The following is an 11,764-nucleotide window of genomic DNA, read 5'->3' as shown; positions in this document are numbered from 1 at the left end:
ACCTGCAAATGAAACCTGTCTGCCGGGAGCTACCTTTGCGATAGCTAGCCCCCTAGGCGTTATACGGCAGAAGCGCCGCCGACGATCTCGGAAATTTCCTGGGTGATGGCGGCCTGACGGGCCTTGTTGTATACCATCTCCAGATCGTCGATCAGGTTGCCCGCGTTATCAGTGGCACTCTTCATAGCGATCATTCGGGCGGCCTGTTCGCACGCACCGTTTTCGACTACCGCCTGATACACCTGTGATTCGATGAATCGAACCAACAGGCTGTCTAGCAACGCCTTGGCATCCGGTTCATACAGGTAGTCCCAGCTTCCGGGACGGGCGTTTTCTTCGTCATGCTTCGCGTCTTCGCCCATATCGGACGACAACGGAAGAAGCTGACGTACGACGGGCCGCTGCGTCATAGTGTTAACAAATTCGTTATACACCACAAACAAGCGGTCAATACGTCCTGCGTCGTACGCTTCTAACATGACCTTTATACTACCGATCAGTCCTTCGACAGACGGCGATTCTCCCAATCCGCTCTTGGCAGCAACCAGGTTGCCTCCATAGTTGCGGAAAAAGGCGCCGGCTTTAGAGCCGAGGGCGCAGAAGTCTAGCTCAGCGTCTTGCTGTTTCCAGACAACGGCATCTTTCACCACTGCCTTAAACAGGTTGACGTTTAAGCCACCACACAGACCGCGGTCAGTAGATACCACAATATAACCAACGCGCTTCACCTCACTCCGCTCGACCATGTAGTCGTGCTTGTATTCGGGGTTTGCGTCAGCAATGTGGCCTACCACATTACGAATCTGCTTGGCATACGGCTGGCCAGCCTTCATCAGATCTTGTGCTTTACGCATTTTAGATGCAGCTACCATTTCCATGGCGCTGGTAATCTTCTGCGTATTTTTAATGCTCCCGATCTGGGTGCGTATCTCTTTTGCAGCTGCCATAGCGATCTACCCTTCGTTCGTGGCTCTCAGAAAGCATGCAAGCCCGCCCGCAGGCGGGCCGGACATTACCAGCTCTGAGTCGCCTTGAACTTCTCGAGACCTGACTTCAAGCCGTCCTGAATCTCGCCGTTGTAGTCGCCGGTCTGGTTGATCTTATCGAGCAGATCGTTGTGCTCAGACTTCATGTAATCGTGCAGAGCACGTTCGAAGTCCAGCACTTTATCGACGCTCACATCATCCAGGTGACCTTCGTTAGCGGCGTACAGAGACAGCGCCATTTCCGCCACTGACATCGGCGAGTACTGCTTTTGCTTCATCAGTTCGGTAACGCGTTGACCATGCTCAAGCTGCTTACGGGTCGCTTCATCAAGATCAGAAGCAAACTGCGAGAACGCCGCTAGCTCACGGTACTGAGCCAAGGCCAGACGAACACCGCCACCCAGCTTCTTGATAATTTTGGTCTGCGCAGCACCACCAACACGAGAAACCGATAGACCTGCGTTAATCGCCGGACGAATACCGGAGTTAAACAGGTTGGTTTCCAAGAAAATCTGACCATCGGTGATCGAGATAACGTTGGTCGGAACGAACGCAGAAACGTCTCCACCTTGGGTTTCGATAATCGGCAGTGCGGTCAAAGAACCGGTTTTGCCTTTTACTTCACCGTTAGTAAACTTCTCAACGTAATCAGCATTAACGCGCGCAGCGCGCTCTAGCAGACGTGAGTGGAGATAGAAAACGTCACCAGGATAGGCTTCACGACCAGGCGGACGACGCAGCAGTAGTGATACCTGACGGTAAGCCACAGCCTGCTTGGAAAGATCGTCATAAACGATCAGTGCGTCTTCACCACGGTCACGGAAGTACTCACCCATGGTGCAACCAGAATAAGCGGCCAAGAACTGCATCGGTGCCGGATCAGCAGCGCCAGCAGCCACAACGATGGTGTGTTCCAGAGCGCCGTGTTCTTCTAACTTGCGTACCACGTTAGCAATGGTCGACTGCTTCTGACCAATCGCCACGTAAACACAAGTAACGCCTTTGCCTTTCTGGTTGATGATCGCATCGATAGCAATGGCAGATTTACCAATCTGACGGTCACCGATGATCAGCTCACGCTGACCACGACCGATTGGCACCATAGCATCAATAGACTTCAAACCTGTTTGGATCGGCTCGTCAACGGACTGACGGGTAATAACGCCAGGCGCTACTTTTTCTACCGCATCAGTCATTTTGGCGTTGATATCACCTTTGCCGTCGATGGCATTACCCAACGCATCGACCACACGACCTACCAGCTCAGGGCCTACCGGCACTTCTAGGATACGACCCGTACACTGAGCGGTCATGCCTTCTTGAAGTTGCAGGTAGTCACCCAAGACAACGGCACCAACGGAGTCACGCTCCAGGTTCAGTACCATGCCAAAAATGCTGTTAGGGAATTCAATCATTTCACCAAACATCGCGTCTTCGAGGCCGTGAATTTTCACGATACCGTCGGAAACGCTGACGATGGTGCCCTGATTACGGGCTTCGGATGCGACGTCAAGCTTCTCAATTCGCTGCTTGATGATGTCGCTGATCTCGGAAGGATTCAGTTGCTGCATGCCATGTCCCTCAGACTCAAGCGGTCAGCGCTTCGGAAAGGCGGTTCAATCGACCACGTACCGAACCGTCAATAACGGTATCGCCAGCACGTAGGATGACACCACCAATAAGCGTCTTGTCCACTTGAGTAGTAATGGAGATTTCGCGATTCAGACGTTTCTTAAGCGCGTTCGCTAGCTTGGTCTGCTGTGCGGCAGTCAGCTTATAAGCTGACGTAACCGTCACATCAACACGCTGTTCATATTCGGCACGTAAGTACTCGAACTGTTCAGCAATGAAGGGCAGTGCTAACAAACGACCTTGGTCAGCCAGGGTATCCAAAAACCGCGACAGGTCTTCCTGCTTTTCGGGCAACATATCCGAAAGCAGCGCTACCTTTTTGTCGTTTTCAAGTTTTGGACTACCCAACAGACGACGTAGATCGCTGTTAGCTACCGCAGCGCTTAAAAAACCAAGCGCTTGGGTCCAGCTATCAAGCGCCTTATGATCACGCGCGTATTCAAACGCCGCCTTAGCGTAAGGACGAGCGACGGTAAGTAATTCCGCCATGGGTCACCTCCTTACAGTTCAGCAGCAAGCTCATCAAGTAACTTGCGATGTGCTTTCTCGTCGACCGAAGCTTCTAGCACACGCTCGGCACCAATAATGGCAAGATGAGAAACTTGGGCACGAAGCTCGTCTTTTGCACGATTAACTTCTTGCTCAATTTCAGAACGTGCACTAACCATGAGGCGTTCGCCTTCGGCGCGGGCCTGTTCGCGTGCTTCTTCAACCATTTGGGCAGAGCGCTTATTGGCTTGCTCGAGGATTTGAGAAGCCTGCTCCTTGCTTTCACGCAGTGTTTGCTCTGCACGTTCTTGAGCAAGCTCAAGATCGCGAGTAGCACGGCTGGCTGCGTCTAAGCCATCAGCAATTTTCTTTTGACGCTCGTGAAGCGCGTTGCTGATCGGAGGCCACACATACTTTATGCAAAACCAGACAAAGATCGCGAAGGCGATCGTCTGCCCGATAAGCGTCATGTTGATATTCACAGGGATGTACCTCTGACAAGTTCGTGGCGACCGGAGTGAAACAAAACCGAGCGGGACTGCCGCCCGGCTAAGCTGTCATTAACCGGCAACAACGAAGATCAGGTACATCGCGATACCAACACCGATCATCGGTACAGCATCCAGCAGACCAGCCATTAGGAAGGTTTTGGTTTGAAGTTGGTCACCAAGCTCCGGCTGACGAGCCGTAGATTCGATCAATTTGCCACCGAGGATAGCGAAACCGATACCGGTGCCCAGAGCGCCTAAGCCGATCATGATGGAGGCAGCAATGTAGATTAGTTCCATGGTAATGCTCCTAGTTTTTCAAGTTAAAGGTCAAGGTTGAGGGTTGATGTTAAGGGTTAATTTCTAACAAGCAGCACGTCTTAGTGATGCTCGTGCGCAGCGCTTAAATACACTACTGACAATACGGTAAAAATGAATGCCTGAAGAACGACAATCAAGATGTGGAAAATCGCCCACGGCACGTCGAGTACCCAGATCGCCCAGAACGGCAGCATAGCAATCAAGATAAAAATAACTTCACCGGCAAACATGTTACCGAAAAGACGCATCGCCAAACTGAACGGTTTAACAAGTAGGGCAACGATTTCAAGCAGCAAATTGAAAGGAATCAAGGCCCAATGGTTGAAAGGTGTCAATGAAAGCTCTTTGGCAAAGCCACCAACGCCTTTCACCTTGAAGCTGTAGTAAAGAATCAGACCGAAAACACCCAGTGCTAACCCCAATGTGGCATTAACATCAGTAGTCGGCACAATCTTCATGTAATCGACGCCCAGTTTACTGAACAACACTGGGAAATAGTCGACCGGGATAATTTTCAGCGTGTTCATGAACAGAATCCACACGAACAACGTTAATGCAAGCGGCGCAATAATCGGGTTATGCCCTTTAAAAGCCCCTTTGATCATATCTTCAACAAATTCAAACACCATCTCTACGGCATTTTGCAGTCCGCCTGGCACGCCAGTGGTTGCCATTTTACCAGCTTTACGGAAAAGCCAGATAAACAACAAGCCCATCGCAATGGACCAGCCCATGGTATCCAGATGGATAGCCCAAAAGCCCATCTCACTCGCTTCTTCTGCCGAATGTGCCAGCGACCAACCATTTTCTGGATGCTTGCCAAAGGTTAGGTTCTGCAAGTGGTGCTGGATATAGTAAGTCGTTGAGACTTCGTTTCCTGCGGCCATAGACATGTCACCTCAATTAGTTGTGCGATTCCCTAGCATTAGCCATGGTGCTAACCAATGCGTCAGAACAATCGCAACGTAAGCGCAAAAAAAGAAAGCGGGGTTTGAGGGGGGCACTACAACGAACACCAATGAAAAAAGTGCCACCGTCAAACCAAACTTGCCTGCTTCGGCGCGAAATAGGTCCATTGCGCGCGGAGCGCGATGCCTTGTTCGAAAAATTCCCATTCGCTGTATAAAAAAAATGTGCGGCAACAGCGCCACTAATGCTCCTGTAACTACCGACAATACGCCTGCCATATGAGCAACAGGGAAAGCCAATAGCATACCGACAAGCGTCATTAGCAGCTGAATTGCTGTCAGCCTGAAGAAGTAAGCTTTTCGTCGTTGGGTCTCAAGTCGCTGCATAGTTCTTCAGATAGATCTTCAGCACATGATTCCCCAGCACAATAAATGAGTCACGCTTACAACTTGTTGCTCAATAAATCATCAGTCACCTGCACAAATCTTGCGCGATTATAGGGAAGCGCTATCATACCTTCAACCGAAGTTGCGCCGATTTCGCGCGATTCAGTGTCGACTTGCGACCAAAGGGTTAAAATAAGCGTCTATTTAGTAAGCCTGCTATTTAATATGCGCTAGAATCCCATCGAGCTCTTCAAGACTGGTATAACGAATTGTAACTTTCCCCTTACCTTTTTGCCCGTGATCAATAGAGACGGGCGCGCCAAGTAATTCCCCCAGATGTGTTTCAAGTCGTGCAACATCCGGTGTTTTAGCAGTACGCGGCGGTGTCTGGGCAGGCGTCTGGTTAGCTTGGACTTTTTTAACCAACGCTTCTGTGTCACGAACGGTCAAATCATTATTGACCACTTCATGGGCAATTTGGCGTTGCTGGGTACTGGTAAGCGATAGCAGGGCTCGCGCATGCCCCATATCTAAATCGCCACGTTCCAGCAGCGTTTGCACCTCAGGGTCTAACGCTAACAAGCGCAATAAATTGGCGACTTGAGTGCGTGATTTACCAACTGCATCAGCAATTTGCTGCTGGGTAAGTTCAAACTCATCGCCAAGGCGCTTTAAGGCAAGTGCTTCTTCAATGGCATTAAGGTTTTCGCGCTGGATATTTTCAATCAGCGCCAGTGCAAGTGCTACTTCATCACTGACATCGCGGATAACGGCGGGGATAACATCTAATTCAGCCAACTGAGCAGCACGCCAGCGGCGTTCACCCGCGATAATTTCATAGCGGTTTTCACCCACTGGGCGAACCACAATAGGTTGCATTACCCCTTGTGCACGAATGGAATCGGCAAGCTCTTCCAATGCTTCTGGCTGAATATCCCGACGCGGCTGATATTTACCACGGGTAAGTTGGCCAAGAGGTAACCGTTCTAGCCGTTCAGCCGCCGCTTCTTCCGTTGGTGCTGCAGGCAACAGTGACGTGTCTGCACTATCCAGCGTCACGCCACCGGTAAGATCTAAACTGTCACGACGACGGGCGCCCGCACCAATCAGGGCATCCAGGCCACGTCCTAGCGCGCGTTTACGCGTCATTCGCTTCCCCTCGTACTTTTTACGTTACAGCGATAGCCGCCGAATCATCTCTTTTGCAAGCACACGATAAGCCTGGCTACCCCGCGAAAAACGTGCGTATTGAGTAACAGGCAAGCCATGGCTTGGTGCTTCGGCAACCTTTACATTGCGCGGAATGGTTGTTTTTAACAGCGCATCGCCAAAAAAATCTCTCAGCTGTTTGTCAACTTCACGCGTCAAACTGGTGCGCTTATCGTACATAGTACGCAGAATGCCAGAAACGGCTAGATCAGGATTAACGCTCTGTTTAATCTGCTCAACAGTATCCAGCAGCGCTGATAGCCCTTCCAATGCGTAGAATTCGCACTGCAAGGGAATAAGCACACCATTGGCGGCTGTCAACGCATTCACGGTAAGCATATTCAGCGACGGCGGGCAGTCAATGAGGACGACATCATAGTCATCTGCCACCGTCTGCAGTGCTAACGACAAACGACTTTGCCGCTGGTCACTATCGAGCAGCTCTACTTCAGCGGCTGTTAAGTCGCCATTACCTGGTAGGACGTCGTATTTCACTGGAAGCCCGCGAACAATGGCATCGCTTGCGCTTGTTTCTCCCAGCAACACATCAAGTACACTTTTTTCGAGTGCGTACTTGTCGATGCCACTGCCCATGCTGGCATGCCCTTGTGGGTCTAAGTCTACCAGCAAGATACGACGATCAAGTGCTGCCAAACTGGCGGCGAGATTAACGGCTGAAGTGGACTTGCCCACACCGCCTTTTTGGTTGGTCAGGGCAATGATCTGGCTCACTACTCAACTCCTTTTGGGGTCAGAATCAACAGCTGCCGCTCGGCCGTCTCGAAGGGTACACGCAGTAGGTGACGCGCCTGGAGCTCAACATAGTCAGGCAACTCCCGCAGTTCATCATCAGCGCCAGGGCCTTTCATAGCAAGCCACTGCCCATGAGCTGCCGGTAGCGCTCGGGTTAGCGAGATAAAGTCTACCAAGCTGGCAAAGGCTCGGGAAATCACTTGATCAAACGTCTGGCCATTGAATTGCTCGACACGCGCTTGAGTTGGCGTGACGTTGGTCAACGCTAACTCCATCACTGCTTGACGTTGAAAGCGAACTTTTTTGCCATTGCTATCGAGTAGCGTTACCTGCAGTTCAGGCTTCATGATAGCAAGCACAAGGCCGGGCAAACCGGGGCCAGCGCCTACATCAAGTATCTGTGGCCCATGAACATAAGGTGCGACAGCAGCACTATCCAACACGTGCCGTGAGACCATCTCTTCAACATCGCGTACAGCGGTGAGGTTATAAGCCTGATTCCACTTGTGCAACAGCGCGAGCAAGCCTAGCAGCTGTTCGCGCTGTTGTGGGGTTACAGTGGCTCCTAGTGCTGCTAATCCTTCTTCTAACCGAGGGGCAACGGTTTCAGGCAAGCTGTTAATCAACGGCGTTAATTGACTCATCCGTTAACGACCTCGGTAATACTGACTAAGCGACGTTTTTTCAAATGTATTAGCAAAATAGAGACAGCTGCAGGAGTCACGCCTGAAATTCTAGCCGCCTGCGCCAGGGTTTCAGGACGCGTTTCACTAAGCTTTTGGCGGATCTCATTGGATAGTCCTTCTACCCGTTGATAATCCAGCTCGGCTGGCAGCGGTGTTGCTTCATGGCGCTTGAGCTTATCGATCTCATCCTGTTGACGGTCGATATAACCCTGGTATTTCGCTTGAATTTGTACTTGCTCGGCAACCGCTTCATCGTCAACACCACCGCTTTCAATGCCAGGCAGCGATGTAATATCTGAATAGCTAAGCTCTGGGCGCTTTAACAAGTCACTTAAACAGTATTCTCGGGGAAGCGGCCTACCGGTTTTTTCAGCAATTTTCGCGGCGGCTGGTGTATTGGGCTGCACCCAAACAGTAGCTAACCGTGTTGTTTCACGCTCTATGGCTTCGCGTTTCTGGCTAAACAACGCCCAACGTTTGTCATCGACTAACCCAAGCTCACGCCCTTTTTCCGTTAAACGTAGATCAGCATTGTCTTCGCGTAGCAGAAGACGGTATTCCGCACGCGAGGTAAACATGCGGTAGGGCTCTTTGGTGCCCATAGTAATCAGGTCATCCACCAACACACCGAGATAAGCTTCATCACGGCGGGGATGCCACGCCTCTAACTGTTTGGCGCGACGAGCGGCATTCAAACCTGCCAGCAACCCTTGAGCTCCAGCCTCTTCGTAGCCGGTAGTACCATTAATTTGCCCGGCAAAAAACAGGTTGTGGATAAATTTAGTTTCCAGGGAGTGTTTTAAATCCCGGGGATCAAAAAAGTCGTACTCGATAGCGTAGCCAGGCCGTGTGATATGAGCGTTTTCTAACCCTTTAATTGAGCGAACCACTTGTAACTGAACATCGAAAGGCAACGACGTCGAGATTCCGTTGGGATAGAGCTCATGGGTATCCAACCCTTCAGGCTCGATAAATACCTGATGGCTTGATTTGTCGGCAAAGCGGTGAACTTTGTCTTCAATCGATGGGCAGTATCGCGGACCAACACCTTCGATCACACCGGAATACATAGGCGAGCGATCAAGATTCGCCATGATGATTTCATGGGTGCGCTCATTGGTGTGCGCTATGTGGCAACTCACCTGCTGCGGATGCATCTCCCGTGAACCAAGGTATGACATGACCGGTGTTGGGGTGTCACCTGGCTGTTCTTCCAACGATGTGAAGTCAACGGTTTTGGCATCAATTCGTGGAGGCGTCCCGGTTTTTAGCCGATCAACGCGAAACGGTAGTGCGCGTAAGCGTTCAGCTAGCGCGTTGGAAGGCGGGTCACCGGCGCGGCCACCGCGGCTTTGATCTAACCCAATGTGGATAACGCCACCCAAAAACGTACCGGTTGACAGCACAACGGACTCCGCATGGAAGCGGATGCCTGTTTCGGTCACAACGCCTCTAACAGTGTTGTTATCCACAACCAGATCGCCAGCGGCTTGCTGAAAAATCGTTAAGTTCGGCTGGTTTTCCAGCATTCCCCGAATAGCAGCTTTGTAGCGAATTCGGTCTGCTTGAGCACGTGTTGCTCGAACGGCTGGACCTTTACGAGCGTTCAATACCCGAAACTGGATGCCGCCTAAGTCCGTGGCTAGCCCCATTGCACCACCGAGTGCATCAATTTCTTTTACCAGGTGGCTTTTGCCAATCCCACCAATCGCTGGATTGCACGACATTTGGCCGAGCGTTTCGATGTTGTGGGTTAGCAATAGGGTTTGACAACCCATACGAGCAGAGGCCAATGCGGCTTCGGTTCCCGCATGGCCACCGCCGATGACAATCACGTCAAAGCGGTCGGGATAGTTCAAGAGGCACCTCGTCTTGCGCCGTTTGGCACGGATGATGTGAGTCAGTATTGGTTCACTGATTGAGTAAGCCCGCCAGTATAAACCTCCTGTGGGTAACCGTCAGGTTTTTCCACACCCCAAGCTAAGCATCAATCTATTATTAATAACAAAATAAAAATATATAAGAGAAGTTCTGTTGATGTTGTAACTACTAGTGTGGACAAAATCTGTTGATAACCTAAATAAACCATTATATTTCAGTTGCTTAAATTGTTAGTTTTTGCATGATTAAACGGAGGAGTACCTGCGCAGAAGCGGTGCTACTCCTGTGGATGAAAGTGCAACTTACACACAGGCATGACAGACAACGGGTTATCCACCGACCCATACCGAGTTTGTTACCGCACCTGTGAACAAGTGCGATTGGTATCTTATAAAGACCTGGTTAGCGCTCATGCTAGGCGTCGTAGCGCGATATGATGCAGCGTGTAAAAAATAGTATCCACAGGCAAAAAAAATGGCCTGTCGCGATGACAGACCATTTTACGGGGCAAAAATGGGCAAAAAAGTCAGATTAATTCCGACATTAATGCTTCAAAACACGTGCAAGGAAGGATTGTGTTCGCTCATGTTGTGGCGTATCGAACAGTTGCTCGGGAGGGCCTTGCTCGGCAATTTCGCCTTTATGGATAAAAATAACGCGATCTGCCACTTCACGGGCAAAGCCCATTTCATGGGTCACTATCACCATGGTCATGCCTTCTTTTGCAAGTTCACGCATGGCATCCAGCACTTCACCAATCATTTCAGGATCAAGCGCTGATGTAGGCTCGTCAAACAGCATCAGGCGGGGTTCCATGGCTAACGCCCGGGCTAATGCCACACGCTGCTGCTGCCCACCCGAGAGCTGGCTTGGGTACTTATCTGCTTGGTCGGCAATACCAACGCGCTCTAACAGTCGTTCAGCGGTCTCTTCGGCATCTTGGCGGCTCCATCCCCGCACTTTCATGGGCGCAAGGGTAACGTTGTCGCGCACGCTCAAGTGGGGAAAAAGGTTGAATTGCTGAAACACCATGCCGACTTCAGTACGGATAGTTTGCAGCGCTTTACTGCTTTTACCATTGGGCAGTAATTGGTTGCCATCAACATCAAGAGAGCCGGCTTGAAACTCTTCTAAGCCGTTGATACAGCGGATGAGCGTTGATTTACCAGAGCCACTGGCACCGATGATAACGACGACTTCACCAGGCACAATTTCAAGATCAACATTATTGAGTACGTGCAGGCTGCCAAAATGCTTATTGAGCTGCTGCATACGCACAATTGGCGATTGGGTAGAGGTCATTGCACGTTCCTTATTGTCCTGCGAGGCCTCTGCGCTCAATTTGGCGCAGAATCAAAGAGAGAGTCCAGGTGATGGCAAGGTACATCAGCGCCACCATGAAATAGACCTCTAGTGCGGTAAAGGTAGTGGCAATATAAATTTGCCCTTGGCGGACTAATTCACCGACCCCGATAACAGAAAATAGCGAGGTATCTTTGATACTGATGATGCCCTGGTTACCCAGTGGAGGAATCATGCGCCGTAGAGCTTGGGGCCAAATTACGTAGCGAAAAGATTGAGTTCGAGACAAGCCTAGCGAAAGTGATGCTTCTCGCTGGCCACGTTCGATAGACTGCACGCCGCCTCGTACAATTTCAGAGATATAAGCCCCTGAATTAATGGCGATCGCGGCAATGCCAGCAACGAGTGCGTTGATCGGGCCTCCCAGCAATTGGGGTAAGCCATAAAAGATAAACAGAACCTGCACTAAAATGGGCGTGCCGCGAAACACTTCGACGTATAAAACTGCTGGCCAGCGCAGCCAGCGCACTGGGCTAATACGTAATAAACCAAAGAATATGCCAATAAAGAAGCCGATCGCTAGGCCGCCGAATGATATAAGCAGCGTCCAAGGAATACCTGGTAACAGATAAGGGATCGACCCAAAAGCGGCCGACCAATCAAACTGAAAGTTAACGTCCACGCGTTATCTCCAGAAAAATAAACAACGACACAGGGCCGGG

13 protein-coding genes are annotated in these 11,764 nt (G+C 50.7%); all 13 read right to left on the bottom strand.

Translation table 11 applies throughout. From position 1 onward, the window contains the following. Nucleotides 1-59: 59 nt before the first annotated feature. Nucleotides 60-947, bottom strand: coding sequence for a F0F1 ATP synthase subunit gamma (gene atpG / locus K7H08_RS08745; protein ID WP_038479848.1), 888 nt, complete (start codon nucleotides 945-947; stop codon nucleotides 60-62). 65 nt (nucleotides 948-1,012) lie between these two features. Next, nucleotides 1,013-2,557: a F0F1 ATP synthase subunit alpha gene (atpA, locus tag K7H08_RS08740; RefSeq protein WP_038479851.1), complete on the bottom strand. Its 1,545-nt coding sequence runs from the start codon at nucleotides 2,555-2,557 to the stop codon at nucleotides 1,013-1,015. A 16-nt stretch (nucleotides 2,558-2,573) separates the two neighbouring features. Then, on the bottom strand, nucleotides 2,574-3,107 hold the full coding sequence (locus tag K7H08_RS08735; protein ID WP_038479854.1) for a F0F1 ATP synthase subunit delta: 534 nt from the start codon (nucleotides 3,105-3,107) through the stop codon (nucleotides 2,574-2,576). Between the two features lie 11 nt (nucleotides 3,108-3,118). Beyond that, complete coding sequence (locus tag K7H08_RS08730) at nucleotides 3,119-3,589, bottom strand: F0F1 ATP synthase subunit B (protein ID WP_038479857.1); 471 nt, start codon at nucleotides 3,587-3,589, stop codon at nucleotides 3,119-3,121. A gap of 78 nt (nucleotides 3,590-3,667) precedes the next feature. After that, complete coding sequence (atpE, locus tag K7H08_RS08725; RefSeq protein WP_038479860.1) at nucleotides 3,668-3,895, bottom strand: F0F1 ATP synthase subunit C; 228 nt, start codon at nucleotides 3,893-3,895, stop codon at nucleotides 3,668-3,670. Nucleotides 3,896-3,975: 80 nt separating this feature from the next. After that, nucleotides 3,976-4,803, bottom strand: a complete 828-nt coding sequence (gene atpB / locus K7H08_RS08720; protein ID WP_038479865.1) for a F0F1 ATP synthase subunit A — start codon at nucleotides 4,801-4,803, stop codon at nucleotides 3,976-3,978. Nucleotides 4,804-4,815: 12 nt separating this feature from the next. Next, nucleotides 4,816-5,130 carry an ATP synthase subunit I gene (locus K7H08_RS08715; RefSeq protein ID WP_231657884.1) on the bottom strand — a complete coding sequence of 105 codons (315 nt, stop codon included), beginning with the start codon at nucleotides 5,128-5,130 and terminating at the stop codon, nucleotides 4,816-4,818. Nucleotides 5,131-5,427: 297 nt separating this feature from the next. After that, a complete protein-coding gene (locus K7H08_RS08710) occupies nucleotides 5,428-6,360 on the bottom strand; it encodes a ParB/RepB/Spo0J family partition protein (RefSeq protein ID WP_095603363.1) in 933 nt (310 codons plus the stop codon). Between the two features lie 24 nt (nucleotides 6,361-6,384). After that, on the bottom strand, nucleotides 6,385-7,152 hold the full coding sequence (locus K7H08_RS08705; protein WP_095603362.1) for a ParA family protein: 768 nt from the start codon (nucleotides 7,150-7,152) through the stop codon (nucleotides 6,385-6,387). Next, nucleotides 7,152-7,817, bottom strand: a complete 666-nt coding sequence (gene rsmG / locus K7H08_RS08700; RefSeq protein ID WP_038479877.1) for a 16S rRNA (guanine(527)-N(7))-methyltransferase RsmG — start codon at nucleotides 7,815-7,817, stop codon at nucleotides 7,152-7,154. Before rsmG ends, K7H08_RS08705 begins: the two co-directional genes overlap by 1 nt. Next, nucleotides 7,814-9,718: a tRNA uridine-5-carboxymethylaminomethyl(34) synthesis enzyme MnmG gene (gene mnmG, locus K7H08_RS08695; RefSeq protein ID WP_231657706.1), complete on the bottom strand. Its 1,905-nt coding sequence runs from the start codon at nucleotides 9,716-9,718 to the stop codon at nucleotides 7,814-7,816. Before mnmG ends, rsmG begins: the two co-directional genes overlap by 4 nt. 565 nt (nucleotides 9,719-10,283) lie before the next feature. Beyond that, nucleotides 10,284-11,042 carry an amino acid ABC transporter ATP-binding protein gene (locus K7H08_RS08690; RefSeq protein WP_038479881.1) on the bottom strand — a complete coding sequence of 253 codons (759 nt, stop codon included), beginning with the start codon at nucleotides 11,040-11,042 and terminating at the stop codon, nucleotides 10,284-10,286. Nucleotides 11,043-11,052: 10 nt separating this feature from the next. Continuing rightward, the gene (locus tag K7H08_RS08685; RefSeq protein ID WP_038479884.1) at nucleotides 11,053-11,724 is read right to left on the bottom strand and encodes an amino acid ABC transporter permease; all 672 of its coding nucleotides are present in this window, start codon (nucleotides 11,722-11,724) and stop codon (nucleotides 11,053-11,055) included. Nucleotides 11,725-11,764: the final 40 nt, after the last annotated feature.

This window comes from Halomonas sp. IOP_6, assembly GCF_021151565.1.
Taxonomy (GTDB): Bacteria; Pseudomonadota; Gammaproteobacteria; order Pseudomonadales; family Halomonadaceae; genus Vreelandella; species Vreelandella alkaliphila.
Note: the sequence above shows the minus strand (reverse complement) of the source record. Positions and strands in the feature narration are given on the sequence as shown.

Excerpts from the sequence above, each read along its gene's own strand:
- K7H08_RS08735 (WP_038479854.1), bottom strand. The coding sequence starts at position 3,107 with ATGGCGGAATTACTTACCGTCGCTCGTCCTTACGCTAAGGCGGCGTTT.
- atpA (WP_038479851.1), bottom strand. The coding sequence starts at position 2,557 with ATGCAGCAACTGAATCCTTCCGAGATCAGCGACATCATCAAGCAGCGA.
- rsmG (WP_038479877.1), bottom strand. The coding sequence starts at position 7,817 with ATGAGTCAATTAACGCCGTTGATTAACAGCTTGCCTGAAACCGTTGCC.
- K7H08_RS08690 (WP_038479881.1), bottom strand. The coding sequence starts at position 11,042 with ATGACCTCTACCCAATCGCCAATTGTGCGTATGCAGCAGCTCAATAAG.
- K7H08_RS08710 (WP_095603363.1), bottom strand. The coding sequence starts at position 6,360 with ATGACGCGTAAACGCGCGCTAGGACGTGGCCTGGATGCCCTGATTGGT.
- atpG (WP_038479848.1), bottom strand. The coding sequence starts at position 947 with ATGGCAGCTGCAAAAGAGATACGCACCCAGATCGGGAGCATTAAAAAT.
- K7H08_RS08715 (WP_231657884.1), bottom strand. The coding sequence starts at position 5,130 with ATGCTATTGGCTTTCCCTGTTGCTCATATGGCAGGCGTATTGTCGGTA.
- atpE (WP_038479860.1), bottom strand. The coding sequence starts at position 3,895 with ATGGAACTAATCTACATTGCTGCCTCCATCATGATCGGCTTAGGCGCT.
- atpB (WP_038479865.1), bottom strand. The coding sequence starts at position 4,803 with ATGGCCGCAGGAAACGAAGTCTCAACGACTTACTATATCCAGCACCAC.